The sequence below is a fragment of the Caldicoprobacter sp. genome (assembly GCF_047459465.1).
In the GTDB taxonomy this organism is placed as follows: Bacteria; Bacillota; Clostridia; order Caldicoprobacterales; family Caldicoprobacteraceae; genus Caldicoprobacter.
This window is the reverse complement of record NZ_VSCO01000002.1, coordinates 1-14,980: the sequence shown is the minus strand read 5'-3', so window position 1 is coordinate 14,980 and position 14,980 is coordinate 1. Positions and strand designations below refer to the sequence as shown.

The following is a 14,980-nucleotide window of genomic DNA, read 5'->3' as shown; positions in this document are numbered from 1 at the left end:
TTTCAATTTTTTAATCATCGGGCAAGGTATTTTTCCACCATCTCAATATCGCTGGGTTTATCCACATCGTTGGCCAGCTGTGGGAAAGGAGATATGATGGCTACTCCCCTTATGCCCAAAAGCTCATAAAAGCGCTGTTCTACCTTTGATATTGACAACCTGCCTATAGTTAACAGAATCAACAGGTCAAGTCCCAAAATTCTGGCCGTCTTCCATGGGGTCTTTCGGTACTCAACCAGTCGGGTTGCAAACTGGCGGCACTTGTCAATAATAGCAGGATTTACATAAAACATATTGCCTCCAGTGAAGGTACCCTCTTTAAGACGTACATAGGTCCTTTTAAAGCCGGGAAACATGCTCTCATTCAAGCTCTTTTCAACAATTGGGTAACACAGGTCGGCATCAGCGTTTATACATCGGTTCACAAAGTCATCCACCACTTGACCTGTAATCATCGGTATATCGGATGAGACAATTATAACCCTCCTATCGGTTTTAAAGGGCTGCATTGCGGCTTCTAGGTTTTCAAAAAATGAACCCCTATCCTCAAAATAATAGTCTATTCTATTCCCAATGCACTCCTTTAAAAGCTTAACCGGCCCCACTATGGAAATGCTGCTCACCGAAGAAGAGTTCCTCAAGGCATCAACGACGTATTCTATCATCGGACGGCCACAGATGTTCAGCAGTGCTTTATTGGCTGCATTAATCCTGGCCAGATCGGCCTGGTTATCTCCTGCCAATATTACCGCATTCATGCTTTAAAAAGCCTCCTCCATTACCTGTACTCCCAAACCAGTGGTTTGAGCTACATAGCACTGCGGATATCTATGCCTTAAGGCCGCATATGCTTTTCGCGCCGCACCCTCGTCCCCAAAAAGGCCATACACAGTGGGACCGCTCCCGCTCATACAGCACCCAATAGCCCCTTGTCCCATAATATCGCTCTTAACCACATCTATCCAAGGGCACAATTCGGCGGTTACTCCCTCAAGAACGTTTATCATGTTCCGGGCAATACCTTCAAGATCCCTGCGCTGTAAGCTATTCACCATGCTGGCTATATCGGGCTTTACAGATATCCGGCTTAAATTCAACCTGCCGTAGACCTCGGCTGTGGAGATGCGTTGCTCAGGGGTTACCAGCACCAGCCATATCCCTTTAACCGGAGAAAGCGCCGTTATCTCCTCCCCTCTGCCCCCTGCCAGAGCAGTACCTCCCACAAGGCAAAACGGCACATCGCTACCTATAAAGCTGGCTAGAGCCATAAGATCCCCGTCTTGAAGATTGAGACCCCACATCCTGTTAAGCCCTACTAATACGGCAGCGGCATCAGCGCTTCCTCCAGCCATACCCGCCGCTATGGGAATACGTTTCTGTAGTTCAATCTCGAGGCCTTTTTCTATGCCAAACCTTTCTTTAATCAAAGCAGCAGCCCTATAAGCTGTATTTGTCTCATCTACAGGTATGCCATTCATATTGCATACGATGCTTATTCCATTTTCCTTTTCCACAAGAGAGACCATATCCCATAAATCTATCGACTGCATGACCATCCGTACTTCGTGATATCCATCAGAGCGCTTGCCCAACACGTCCAGCGCCCAATTGATTTTGGCATAAGCTTTTAAAACAATCCTTCTCACCGTATCCCCAATCCTTATCCTTACAGTTTTATTAAAAAGGCAGCACTTTAGTAAATTATACATTAGCATACAGTATCTTGCCAATGGCTTTATCGCTTTATCAGCTGTTGAAAGGAGACTAACTTGGTAGCCTATAAAAACAAAAGGCGTGTTTTCATGCCCAAATAAATGTTAGCCTTAATTTCTCAGGGGCATGAACACGCATGAGTTTAAAAATTACTTTGGGTTTTACAGCGAAACCTCAAGCTTCTTATAGATGAGCAGCTTCTCTCCCGGAGTCAATACCTGCGACTCAGCTATATCGTTATATTTCAATATGGTGTCTATCGTAGTGTTGTACTTTTTGGCTATGGACCACAGGCTGTCTCCCGGCTGAACGAAATACACGTAAATCCCTGCGTCTTCCCCTTGTTTCAGCTCCTCAACTTCAACATCCAGGAATACTTCCTTTTCCAAGCTGGAGAACACCCTTGCCTCCGCCGTCAACACCGCACGAAGTTCGATTTCATCAGGGGCAATCAAAGTACAGCTGGTATGGTCTACCATCAGCTGGCTCTGGCATTCCATATCTTCCCGTGCCCCTTCAACCGTTATGCCATGCCTGAAGGGGATATCCTCCTTTATGCTGGCCAGCCCATAGGATGGATCGGTGGATTGGTAGATTACCTTGCTCACCAGCACTCCCTCAATGACTACCTTGCCATCGCTTATATGTTGATCTGTGATGATAGGTTTTGTTTCCACATACAAAATCCTGGCAGCCTGTGGAACGTTTTCCGGGAATGTCACGCTGTCCTTTATCACCAATTGATCTTGGACTTCTCCCACCGTCTGCGTCAACCTTATTCTTCTCTTCTTGGGCTGAATGGACAATCCCGGGCAGTATGCATCTATCAACAGCTCCTTTGTTTCGGTCTCAAATACCCGAGCTTCAGCTGCTATCACTGCTTCCACATTGAGCACCCGCATCTCTCCATTAATATCCTCCCTCGGCTCGACGAAGAGCTCCTGTACCCATACGTCGGCAGCACACTCCAATCCCTGATATGCCCCTACAATGTCTACAGAATGGGTAAAGGGCATATCATAGTTCACATGTTGAAGGGGTTCGTTGGGGTCGTCACACAGGTAAACCAGCTGAATCCTTATATCTCCCTCAATGACCGCCCTGTTATCCATGACCTTTCTGTTATTGACCTTTACCGAAGCGCTTTTCTTCAATATCTTCTTTATAGAAGGCATCCCTTCTTCCAACTCCAGGTCCTCTCTTACTATACCCTGGGAACTGCCCTGCCCCTGGCTGTACGATACCGCTACCTTGTCTTTCAGCATCTGTATATTCGGCATATCTTTAAAGTTGTGTATGACCTCCAGCCCAATGACTTCGTTAACCCTGCTGTGCAGGTTGACCACCGCTTTTATGCTAAGTTTTCTGCTGTTTATGACCTCATACTCAATGTGCTCCACCTGGCACTTCAACGTGGATAGCATGTTGGGCTTGGCGCCCGGCACATCCAGGTAATGGGTAAAGCCTATCTCTGTCTCTAGGCTCTCTATAAGCTGGGAATCGCCTTGGCCAACATATAGAACTGTACACAGCACAGCTCCTTCTACCATAACCTTGTCCTGAATTACCTCTTTGCTATTTACAATTACCGTACCGTCAACGTCCAGTATCCTGGCGATATCGGATTTAACCTCTGGAACCACAACATCCCCTTCTACCAGCACTTGTGATAGCTGTTGCCCCACAGTTTGGTCCACTTTCAAAACATCCCTCGTGCATTCGACGGTCACCTTCACTCCTCCTCCCATGCTTTTGTCCCATAAAGATATCTATTATAATAAATATAGGTGACAGTCGAAAAATATGTTTAAATCCTCTCGTTATTTTTGCATATTACTACTTCCACATTGGATGTGAGTATATCGAAATATGTAAATGAAAGCGTTTGGATCGACCTGTCATCGATGTTGACGCGCACCGTAAAGATGCAGGGGTAGACCTCCTGGATAACCCCTTCCTTAACAAGGCTTTTTTTTCGCCCTCTATTTGCTTTTAGTTTTACCCTCTCTCCTATATTGGACTCTACTGCCTTTCTGACCCTCATCAATGCCTGTGCGTCAATCATAAGTCTCACCTTTTTAAACAAAATTTCGTCTAGGATTATTTTTGCCACAAATGGCATAAAATATATTTGAAAATAAAAATTTATAGGATAAGGGATGCCAACAATAGGCATCCCTTATCCTGTTACAGAAACAAAAACGCCCATGCTATCAAATACAGCATAGGCGCATATAGTCGTATTATGTTTCCAAAAATTACTCCTCTTCTTCGTCCCCTTCAAATTCTTCATCGACTTCTTCATCGATCTCCAAATCCTCGAGGGGCTCCAAGTCCTCTGCTTCAGCTAAGTCTTCTAAATCGCCCAAATCTTCCAGCGAACTTAAATCGTCGTCGATATCCTGGTTAAATATCTCGTCGTCTTCATCAACCGCTAATAAGAAATCATCCCAGCCGTCACCTTCAATGCGCTCTCCTTCTTTCATGCGTTCCATGGCACATTGATCACACATCTCTTCCCCTGGTTCAATGATATTTTCACCGCATTCTGGGCAAATATCGTATTCCTCTTCCCTATCGTTATCGCTTAGAGATTTACCAACCTCCTCCAGGCATACCTTACATAAAGACTCGGTATCTTTAATATAGTTCAAATTGCATCGTGGGCATTTCTTATAGGCCATCCCCTTATATCCCTCCGGAAACAAGATTTGTCTTATATGTAATTTTCAATTGAAACACAGATTAAATAAATTGTGCGGTATACGCTTATTTTTTATTCACGGGCCTCTATAAAATTCCCTTAATAAATTAATATAAATCTATATCAAAATCAAGATATTTCCTCCACCAATTATCTACAAATTGTTCATAAAGTTATCCACAATATCCACATAATTATCCCCAGGCCTTCATTTTATAGCTTTTCCAACTGTGGATATATAGGCCTACTTTTCCACAAAACCCACATTACATATCCACACCCGACGCAAAAGGATATACGAGCAATCCACCATCTAAAACGCTTAAACGTTCAAAGCCCATTTGCCTAAGCTTAATAAAGGCAAGATAGGCCCTACGACCTCTTTCGCTTATCAACACTATATTGCGTTGCCTGTCTAATTCATCCTTCCTAGCTTCCAATTCCTCTAAGGGTATATTTATGGCACCCGGCAACGTCCCCATTTTAAACTCCGAGGGGGTACGAACATCCAACAGAATAACTTCTTCACTGCGCATAATGTCATTTAGTTCAAGGGGTGAAATGCCCTTAAACTTACCTTCCAGCTTGTTGAGCATCACATGGGCTACCAGAGAAAGGGGATGCAGGTTCATGAAATACGAAAAATGACGTGTCACATCCAGCATGGCCAAATCCTTAACCGTACCACCCATACTTATGACAGCGGCAACCGCATCCACCAATTTATCTGACAACACTCCTCCCACGCACTGCGCTCCCAATATCTTGCCATTTGACCTATCTACCACCAGCTTAACCACATTTTCTCTATAACTACTACCACACGCATACTTATCGTCATAGACCGAGATGATGGCTGTCTCGGCCTCATAGCCTTCTTCCTTGGCTTGCTGTAGAGAAAGGCCAGTCTTGGCTATCCCAAGGTCAAAAGCCTGTATGCTTATGGTGCCCAACACGCCTTTCTCCAATGAACAATCATTTGAACCCGCTATATTCTCGCTGACCACATAGAACGCCATATCGTCAACGGCCTGCTTATAAAGGCATACAGGTTTACCGGTTATATGATGAATCCTCTGGACACAGCTACCAACAGCGTATATGCCGGGCACATTGGTCTCCATATACTTGTCTACTTCGATTGCGCCGCTATCCCCTATAATAATTCCCGCTTTCTTGGCTATTTCCACATCGGGTTTTATGTCCTCCAACCATATGACCAAATCAGCAGGAATTATATGCTCGGGGGTATGGACTTCTACCACATCTCCTTTTGCATTGCCTATCAATGATAAGACCTTCTCTCCCACCAGCACTTCAACGCCTTTATGCCCCATCTGCCTGCTGACCAGCTCAGCCATCTCCATATCCAACTCGGGGAGGATCTGTGGGCCTTTTTCCACAAGGGTAACCTTAATACCCCGTTTCCACAGGCTTTCAGCTGTGTAAACTCCCGCCATACTAGCTCCTACCACAACTGCTTTCTTTATTAGCCCGGACTCTATTCCCTCCTGGATGGCCATAATATCATCTAGTGATGTGAGGAACACGACGTTGCCCAGATTGATGCCTTCTACCTCTGGAACAACCGGAACAACTCCAGTGGCAATGACCAGCTTGTCATATTCTACTGCTGAACTAACCCCTTCTTTTAAGTCTTCAAACACCACTTTTTTCTCAAGAGGAAGGATGTCGATCACTTTAAGATGCGTTAAAATGTCAATGCCATATTGGACTTTATAACTTTCCATGACGCTTTCCATAAAAGAAAAAACATCTTCATCAGCATTTTGAATGAAATAGGCAAGTATGTAACGATCAAACGAAAAACGTCCTCTAGGCATCAACACCTTTGCTTCTATCTCTGGATTTTGCCGCACAGCCCTGGCAGCTACCCTTATACCATCCAGTTCATCCCCAATCACAACCAGCTTTTTCTTACTCATAAGTTATTCCTCCTTTGACCCCGCAGAAAAAAGGGGCTCATCATCCAACAGGATCTTCACCACTTTGATGGCATCATCGTGGACTACCGAATACTTTACCTCCACCCCCTGTCGCTCTCCCTTAATGATACCTCTGGCCTTCAATATTCCTAAATGCTGGGAAATTGTGGACTGGGGAAGCTTTAAGCACTCCTGAATTCCCGATACGTTACACTCATTATGCATAAGGCCGTGTACAATACATAACCTTACAGGATGCCCCAATACCTTTAAAAGCTCAGCCTTATGCTGATACTTGGACAGGTCCATTTATAATCCATCCTTCCCATCACGAATATTTTCCACGTCGTCTATCTATTATATCCTTGTACTATCATATTATGATAGGAAGGCGCTGTCAACATTTATTAAACCTTCAACAACTATGCCGACCATTCCATGCTCAGCTTATCGGCAACCAACGCAATAAACTCTCCATTGGTAGGCTTTTCATTCTTACTGTATACAACATACCCAAACAGTTTGTTGATATTTTCCACTTTACCGCGGCTCCATGCCACATCGATGGCATGGCGAATGGCCCGTTCCACCTTGCTGGGGGTGGTATTAAATTTTTTGGCAATGCCCGGATATAGCTCTTTGGTAATGCAGTTTATAAGTTCGGAGTTTTCCACCACCATCTTGATGGCTTCTCTCAAGAAATGATAACCTTTGATGTGAGCGGGGATTCCGATAGTCAAAAATATACTGGAAATCCTTTCTTCTAGGTTTTCACTTTTTACGACACTTGCTGCATTGACCTTAGCAGGTTCGATTTTACGCACGACTTCCCTTATCCTCTTTACCATCATTGCTAAATCAAAGGGCTTTACCATATAATATTTGGCTCCCAATTCTATGGCTTTGCGAATTAAGTCCTCCTGCCCTACCGCTGATAAACATATCACCGAAGGAGAAGGTTGCAAACTACCCGTATTGAGGTGTTCAAGCACCCCCAACCCATCCAGCTGCGGCATGATCATATCCATGATGACGACATCGGGACAAGTTGCCTTTATGACTTCCAAGCCTGTCACTCCATCTCCAGCTACTCCAACCACCTCCATATCATCCTGCATGTTGACGTAATCCTTTAAAATCTCCCTTATGCCCATATTATCATCCAAGACGACAACTCTAATTTTCGATTCCATTTTTACCCTCACCCCTCAAATTAATGCATTTAATGTTAAATTTATGCGAAATTTGTTATTTTAAGTCGAAATTTTACATAATTAGTATAATTTGTAAAATACTTTTTTTATTTTACCATATTTCTTTGGAGTTTGGAAGATGGAGGCAACAACATTTTTGAAAACAAAAAAGGACAAAACGCCAAGGATAGCGCTGTCCTTTTTTCACACCTCAATTTGTCAACCCAATCCTATGCCTAACCTGGCCAGAAGGCATATTAATATGGATATGCAATTTCTCCAGTATAGGCATCAACATACATCAGCCAATATCCCATTCCATAACCGTACCTTGATGGAACCCATCTAGAAAATCCCTGCATAAACACGGGAGGCATGGAGCCGTATGGCCCCGGAATCCCATATGCTACATAGCGAACCTCTCCTTTTTCCTTTACAAGCCCCACGATGTAATGGTCATAATAGACGTTATCAATATGCTGAGGTGCTATGTAGGCGTACTGGCTGTAATCGTCCACATATGGTACCTCCACCCATTGAACTTCTTCCTTTTCCCATATAAACGGATAAACCCTCCTGTGAGTTTCAAACAACTTGATATAATAATCCTTGGTTTTATCCCAGTATGTTTGTTCCCTCGATAGCTCGGCTGTATGCCCTTGAATCTTGCTTTCTCCCTCAGCAGGTCTGCTTTCATCCGCATCAGCCTGCTCTTGAATTTGCCCTCCTTCGGGAGACATCTCCTGTACCACAGCTTCTCGGGCTTTTGATTCTCTGTCTTCCGTGTGTGCTTGAGGTGCCTCTTCCAGCATAGCATCCTTTTTCCCATTAGTGTCCGCGGAGACAACCCTGTCCTCTCTTACCTCAAATACATCCTGCAACATTTCGGATGCGCTACGGCCTTCATCGCGCTGTACATCAATATCCTTCTCATCTTTCTTTTGCTCTTTTATCATGGCGGTGTCTTCTGATTTTTCTCTGTCGCCAGTCAAACCCTTAACAGTATCCAAATCTTCTTTTTCATATGCCTGTTGCATCTGTAATTTATTGCCTTCCTCTTGCCCCTCCTGTATTTTACTGTGCAACAAAGGCGCCAGCGCTGTAATTATATCCTGTATGCTTTTTTGCTTTTTATCGTCAATGGGTAATAACGGCTCTTTATGAGCTTTCTCGCTCCTATTCTCCTCAGCCAACCTCATCTGACTGCTCTCTTTCCTGCTCTCAGCCACTGTCCTGACAGACTTATTGTAAAATCTACTTATATCCTTTTTTATTCGTCCTGCCCAATCCAGTTCTACTCGCTTATTGGCATAACCCACCAAAGGATAGCTGATATCGTCACGATCATGACGTACAACGGCTAGTCCATGGAATTGGTCAAGAGAATAGCCCGAACCACCAACATCGTTTACGTTTACTTCCACAACACATTCTCCGCGCCCTCGTGAATCAACGTCGATAGTAGCAATCCTTTGAGGAGATATCCCTTCCTGTGCCGATACCAGAAAAATGTCATAGCTTTCCTGCTGAGCCGTCTGAAATTTTAAATCCTGTACATGGAAATACATCCTGCATTTATCATTTCGCACCTCAATTTTACAATAGCCCGCAGGTGACTTTTCTGCTTTCATGTTGAACTTTGTATCCCAAGGTTGTAAAATAACAAACGAACGATGATAATACCCTCTAGCCAACTCTTCTCCCTCCTTTACTTTTTTATTTACTATAAATATATGAGACAATACAAAAAAAGAAACCCCAATTCTCACGAATTGGGGTTTCCCATCATTCAGTGTACGCTCATCTATAAACTTTTTTGCTCTCAAACCACAGCTCATTGGCTATATCAGCGTATTGCTGTATGGTGAGGTCCTCACCCCGCATTGGTGAGTTAATACTGCATCTGTTCAGTACAGCATGTAATCTTTCCTTATCCACACCTTCCAGCTCCAACGCCGTTAACGCGTTAAGTACGGTTTTTCGTCTATGGCCGAAAGCCGCCCTTACCACTTGGAAAAACAACTGGGAATCCTCCACCCGAACCGGGGGATAGGGTCTTCTTTTAAGCAACACGATGGCAGAATCCACCTTGGGAGGTGGAATAAACACATTGGCCGACACAATAGCTATTATTTCAGGGCAGGTATAATACTGAACAGCAATGGACAGCATTCCGTAGTCCTTGGTGCCAGCCGCAGCCGTCATCCTCAGCGCCACTTCTTTCTGTACCATGACTACCATGGACTCATAACGCAAGCCACTTTCCAAAAACATCATCAGCACCGGCGTGGAGATATAATACGGCAAATTGCCCACCACTTTAAACGGCTGATCACCGAAGTATTCTTCCGTCACTTGCTTTATGTCCAGCTTGAGAATATCCCCGTGAATGAGATTCACATTGGAGTAACCTGAAAGCACATCATGGAGAATGGGCAACAGCCTATCGTCTATCTCAATTGCTACCACCTGCTTGGCAGCTTTGGCCAGTTCCTTGGTCAAGGTCCCTATCCCTGCTCCGATTTCCAGTATCAAATCTTCTCCATCAAGTTCAGCCGCGTTTATTATCTTGGCAAGTATGTTTCTATCAATTAGAAAGTTTTGCCCCAAACCCTTCTTAAAACTCACCCCGTATCGGGCCATAAGCTCCTTGACCACTCTCGGCGAAGTAAGCGATTGTATATCCTTACCCATCGTCATTTAGGAAAGTATACTTTGACACTCCTTCTCCCAAAATTAATGCATTCACTTTCGCTATCCATAAATACATCTATCCTGTAGCCCTTGATAGCTCCCCCAGTATCCATGGCTTTATAGTAACCGTTTAAATGCTCCCATCCCTTAGGGAACTCTATATACACCGTCTTATACAGTGGAATTATCCTAGGGTCTACCGCGATGTATCCCACCTTTGGCATAACGCCGGTTTTGGTAGGGTTGCCGGTATGGGTATAAGCGGTGGCTACAAAGGTCTTTACTGCGGAATAGCGCAAAACATCTCCACGGGAAGTTATCTTTTTCTTTACCGTACCAACGTGCACAACCCGGTCTACCGGCTGTACCGCCACCTTTTCCTCTATCACCTTTCTCAGTATCTCCTGGCCATCCCGGTAGGTGACCAGTATCTTCCTTTGAAGTTCCCCTTCTCTTCCTTCCTGGACAACCTTCTGTTCTCCCTCATCCATATTGTCATCTTTTTTGATAATTACGTTGTAAGCAATGGGCTCCTTCTCTATTATGACCTCCTCATCATACCTGGTTACTATGACCTTTTCCCCAGGAATGGCACCTGCATCTAACCTGTAGTTTACCACATCCTTTTCCCTCAAAGCAATGCCCGCCTTTTTGAGCACATCAGCCACCGTAGCTCCTTGAGGAAGGTATACCGTTTTTTCCTCTTGATCGGCTACGACGTAAAAAGGCAAAGTGCGCGTTATCTCAATTACGATGCCATCATAAAGCCTGTCGTCTCTATGAAGATTTATGTTGTCCCCTGGTCCCAGCTCAATTTCATATTTCTCCAAAAACTCACCAACCGTTTTTTCTAAAGTAACTATCTCTACCTCTCGTCCATCATCCCTCAATGTGACCGCATAGCTTATGCTGTCTATATAATAGACAGCTGCGGCCGAAATTACGCCTAATATAAGCAGGGCAATCAGTACCATCAACAAGAACTTAAACTTGCCTCTCAGCGCATTATTTGCCCCGCCTATTTGAGGTTTCATGAATCACCCTCCTTTTATTCATCAAGGCATCGCGTGGGCTACGCACAACAAACGCAAATAATAAATCTGTTACACATTGTAATATTTTTTTAATATTTTGTCAACGTTTTGTAATATTTATAGCATAGGTATAGCTTTAATCATAAAGTCCCCATCAACGAAGCCACGCTCAAACTTTTATCCATAATTTTTTATTCTATTTATTTCTATATTATTCCAAATGATGTCGATTCTATACTCTTTATCGTATATCACAACGAAAATTCACCAGGTGAATATTTAAAGGATGTATGATAAAATATACAAAAGCACGAATTTGGCAGAGAGGTGAAATGCCCTCATGAAAAGGTTGGTAGTATTAATAGCATTGAGCTTGATTATCTGCTTCACAGTACCGGCTTGCTCCAAGCCCCATCCAAAAGAGACTGCCAACGCTTATCTTGAGGCTTGGAAACAGGGCAACTATCAGGACATGTATGAACTTTTGTCTGTGGAATCCCAATCCTCCATCAATCAACAGGACTTCGTAAACAGGTATACCAACATATTTTCGGCTATCAAATTAGACAAGTTGGAAATCACTGCACAGGAAATTGTCATCGAAGAGGATGAGGCCTATCTTCCCTTTAAGGCCCAGTTCTATACCAATACGGTGGGAACTTTCGAATATGAATATACCCTTCCGCTGGTTTTGGAGGATAAGCAATGGAAGATATCATGGTCCCCTTCCCTCATATTTCCCATCATGGGCGAAGGGGATAAAGTGAGAATCAAACAGCACACAGCCAAACGGGGAACCATAACCGACAGGGAAGGAAATCCGCTGGCTGTTGACGGTCCGGCTTATACGGTGGGAGCCAAGCCTTCAGCCATTCCGGACATCGATAGCTTTGTTAAAGCCCTGGCGTCCCTCATAGAAATGGACGAAAGCGCCATACACAGCATACTCAACCAAAAATGGGTAAAGGACAACCCCGACTTCTTCGTTCCCATCAAAAACTTACCATTTAATATTTCCGAAGAGTACAAAAGTGAGCTTCTCAAGGTAAAAGGGGTCATGTTGTCCAGCAAAAGCTATACCACACGTCAGTATCCCATGGAACAAGCATTTGCGCATGTAACGGGATATGTACAAAAGATCAATCAGGATGAGCTGAAGGAAAAGGCATCCAAGGGATATGAAGCAGATGACCTGATTGGACGACAGGGAATAGAAGCAGCGCTGGAAGAAAGCTTAAGAGGGCAGAAAGGCTATACCCTCTACATAGAAGACCAAGAAGGAAAGCAAAAATATATCATAGCCAGTGTGGAAGCCCAGGACGGCAACGACGTTATGCTGACCATCGACCCTCATCTTCAAAAAACCGCATACGAAGCATTAAAAGATCATAGAGGTAGCGTTATAGCATTAAATCCATCAACCGGCGAAATACTGGCCATGGTAAGTCAACCTTCCTTTGACCCCAACGTATTCCCCGTGGGAGTGTCTCCTTCCTTATGGAAAGCGATATCCCAGGACCCTAACCATCCCCTTGTAAACAGGTGCATACAAAGCCTGTATCCACCGGGGTCTGTATTCAAGCCCTTTACGGCAGCCATGGCTCTGGAGCTGGGGGTCATCACTCCGGAAACAGTAGTGCCCGAAGCCCAAAAAGAGGAATGGATCCCTTCGTCAAACTGGACTGCTCCCCCTATTAGACGGGTGCCCCATCCAGCAGGGGATGTAAATTTACGCAACGCCATCGTGTGGTCAGATAACATATTCTTCGCATGGACGGGACTAAAAATAGGCTACAGAAACTTCGAAAGCTTAGCTACCCGATATGGCATAGGTCAAGCCCTACCATTTATTTTGCCGGTGAAAAATTCCCAGGTGAAAAACGATGCCACCCAATGGAGCGATGCCCTGCTTGCCAATACCAGCTACGGACAGGGTGAAATGCTGATAACTCCCTTACAGTTGGCTGCCATGTATACCGCTTTCTACAATGGCGGCAAGATGATGCTTCCACAGATCATAAAGGAAATCCGTACCTCCTCGGGGCAAATCGTGGAATCCTTACAGCCAAAACCATGGCTGGAAAGCGCCATACCCCAACAGCATGTGGAAACCTTGCTGCCCATGCTGGTGGATACGGTGGAAGATCCAACTGGGACGGCGCATAGAGTAAAAATTCCCGGGCTTACCATCGCTGGCAAAACCGGGACGGCACAGGTTGGGGATAAAACCCAGGAGATAGCCTGGTTCATCGGATTTACCCTAAACAGTGAAAAACCCCTCCTTGTATGCGTGGCGCTGGAAGTACCAGCAGGCCAAGGAGACGTCAAGCTTGACATAGCTAGGAGGATGTTCACGGAATATTACCGGTGAGCATCCTCCTCATTCTATCATCTGACGTACCCTAAGCTGTGCTCCTATATCCTCGGCAATGGCGCGACACCTTTCAATATCATCAGGGGATAATACGTCCACCACCGAAAGCACCACCCTTGGAATGACCTTGACGCATTCCCTGGCAAACTCCAAAATATTTTCAAAGGCTTCTTTCCCATAGCGCGAATGGCATATGGCGTCATACTGTTCAGCGGTGGGCGCATTGAGGCTTATGGAGATTACATCCACCAGCCCCTTGAGCAAGGGCACCACATTCCTGCCGTGGTAAAGGTTGGCCTGGCCGTTGGTATTGATCCTCACCTTGCCTCCTTTTCTCTTGACTTCGCGGGCAATCTCTAGGAGCTCCTCCAGCTTTATCATGGGCTCCCCAAATCCGCAAAACACTATTTCGCTGTACTGAGTGGGATCCCCTATCTGCTCAAGCACCTCTTGGACGGTGGGCTCTTTATCCAACCATAGGTTGTACTCCCCCATGCCGTCATGGATATTGCGAATGCAAAAATCGCAGCAGTTGGTACATCGATTGGTCAAATTGATGTATAGAGCATCCCCTAACCTATAGACGTAGTTGTTCATTACTCCATCTCCTTTTCTTAAATCCGCTCATCATATCTTAATTTCTTATAACACAATTCACTATATTTTAAATAGCTTTTTAGCATTGTTAAGCGTAATTTCAGCTATTTCCTCAAAGGACATCCCGCGGATCTCGGCAATTTTCTGGGCCACCAGCCCTACATAAGCAGGGTTATTGCGTTTACCCCGATGAGGTGTAGGTGCCAGATAGGGGCTATCGGTTTCAATGACCAGCCTGTCCAGAGGAATTTTTTGAGCTACCTCCACCGGCCTTTTAGCATTTTTAAAAGTAACCGGACCACCCAGAGAGATGTAAAGCCCAAGGTCCATGAAATCCTTTGCCATCTCCCAGCTTCCCGAATAGCAGTGCATTACCCCGCCAACTATCCTGTCCTTTTTAGCTTTGAGTATGTCGAGCACGTCTGCATGGGCCTCCCTATCATGTATGATTATGGGCAATCCCAGGCTGTATGCCAGGTCTATCTGTTGGGCAAACCATTCCCTCTGCAACTCCCTGGGCGAAAAATCGTAATAATAGTCTAAGCCGATCTCACCTATGGCCACCACTTTTTGGCCTGTAGTCATAGCTTCAAGGGTAGCCAAATCCCGGCTGCTCATTTGCGACACCTCATGGGGGTGAACCCCCACAGCGGCGTATATGAAGGGATACCGCGCTGCCAGCTCCACCGACATGCGAGAAGTTTCAAGGGTGGAGCCTACATTTA

The 14,980-nt window shown here is 44.9% G+C and carries 14 protein-coding genes; 1 reads left to right on the top strand and 13 read right to left on the bottom strand.

What is annotated here, in order from left to right:
• Positions 1-14: 14 nt before the first annotated feature.
• From FWJ59_RS00335 to FWJ59_RS00285, 11 genes are all read right to left on the bottom strand, one after another.
• Entirely contained in the window at positions 15-758 is a 744-nt protein-coding gene (locus tag FWJ59_RS00335) for an NTP transferase domain-containing protein (protein WP_414479989.1), read from the bottom strand.
• A gap of 3 nt (positions 759-761) precedes the next feature.
• Entirely contained in the window at positions 762-1,646 is an 885-nt protein-coding gene (ispE, locus tag FWJ59_RS00330) for a 4-(cytidine 5'-diphospho)-2-C-methyl-D-erythritol kinase (protein WP_414479988.1), read from the bottom strand.
• 228 nt (positions 1,647-1,874) lie between these two features.
• Positions 1,875-3,443 carry a DUF3794 and LysM peptidoglycan-binding domain-containing protein gene (locus FWJ59_RS00325; protein WP_414479987.1) on the bottom strand — a complete coding sequence of 523 codons (1,569 nt, stop codon included), beginning with the start codon at positions 3,441-3,443 and terminating at the stop codon, positions 1,875-1,877.
• Positions 3,444-3,520: 77 nt separating this feature from the next.
• Positions 3,521-3,778: a Veg family protein gene (locus FWJ59_RS00320; protein ID WP_414480020.1), complete on the bottom strand. Its 258-nt coding sequence runs from the start codon at positions 3,776-3,778 to the stop codon at positions 3,521-3,523.
• 193 nt (positions 3,779-3,971) lie between these two features.
• The gene (locus FWJ59_RS00315) at positions 3,972-4,367 is read right to left on the bottom strand and encodes a hypothetical protein (protein ID WP_414479986.1); all 396 of its coding nucleotides are present in this window, start codon (positions 4,365-4,367) and stop codon (positions 3,972-3,974) included.
• 316 nt (positions 4,368-4,683) lie between these two features.
• On the bottom strand, positions 4,684-6,363 hold the full coding sequence (locus tag FWJ59_RS00310; RefSeq protein ID WP_414479985.1) for an FAD-dependent oxidoreductase: 1,680 nt from the start codon (positions 6,361-6,363) through the stop codon (positions 4,684-4,686).
• A 3-nt stretch (positions 6,364-6,366) separates the two neighbouring features.
• Positions 6,367-6,672: an ArsR/SmtB family transcription factor gene (locus FWJ59_RS00305; protein ID WP_414479984.1), complete on the bottom strand. Its 306-nt coding sequence runs from the start codon at positions 6,670-6,672 to the stop codon at positions 6,367-6,369.
• Positions 6,673-6,785: 113 nt separating this feature from the next.
• The gene (gene spo0A, locus FWJ59_RS00300) at positions 6,786-7,556 is read right to left on the bottom strand and encodes a sporulation transcription factor Spo0A (RefSeq protein ID WP_414479983.1); all 771 of its coding nucleotides are present in this window, start codon (positions 7,554-7,556) and stop codon (positions 6,786-6,788) included.
• A 257-nt stretch (positions 7,557-7,813) separates the two neighbouring features.
• On the bottom strand, positions 7,814-9,250 hold the full coding sequence (locus tag FWJ59_RS00295) for a hypothetical protein (RefSeq protein WP_414479982.1): 1,437 nt from the start codon (positions 9,248-9,250) through the stop codon (positions 7,814-7,816).
• A gap of 106 nt (positions 9,251-9,356) precedes the next feature.
• A complete protein-coding gene (gene rsmA / locus FWJ59_RS00290) occupies positions 9,357-10,250 on the bottom strand; it encodes a 16S rRNA (adenine(1518)-N(6)/adenine(1519)-N(6))-dimethyltransferase RsmA (protein ID WP_414479981.1) in 894 nt (297 codons plus the stop codon).
• 2 nt (positions 10,251-10,252) lie between these two features.
• Complete coding sequence (locus FWJ59_RS00285; protein ID WP_414479980.1) at positions 10,253-11,284, bottom strand: G5 domain-containing protein; 1,032 nt, start codon at positions 11,282-11,284, stop codon at positions 10,253-10,255.
• A 340-nt stretch (positions 11,285-11,624) separates the two neighbouring features.
• On the opposite strand from FWJ59_RS00285, the gene FWJ59_RS00280 reads away from it, so the two are divergent.
• On the top strand, positions 11,625-13,655 hold the full coding sequence (locus FWJ59_RS00280) for a penicillin-binding transpeptidase domain-containing protein (RefSeq protein ID WP_414479979.1): 2,031 nt from the start codon (positions 11,625-11,627) through the stop codon (positions 13,653-13,655).
• A 9-nt stretch (positions 13,656-13,664) separates the two neighbouring features.
• On the opposite strand, the gene FWJ59_RS00275 is transcribed toward FWJ59_RS00280, so the two are convergent.
• Both FWJ59_RS00275 and FWJ59_RS00270 read right to left on the bottom strand, forming a co-directional pair.
• Positions 13,665-14,255: a TatD family nuclease-associated radical SAM protein gene (locus FWJ59_RS00275; RefSeq protein WP_414479978.1), complete on the bottom strand. Its 591-nt coding sequence runs from the start codon at positions 14,253-14,255 to the stop codon at positions 13,665-13,667.
• A gap of 60 nt (positions 14,256-14,315) precedes the next feature.
• Positions 14,316-14,980, bottom strand: a 665-nt coding sequence (locus FWJ59_RS00270; RefSeq protein ID WP_414479977.1) for a TatD family hydrolase, incomplete at its 5' end; no start/stop codon positions are given.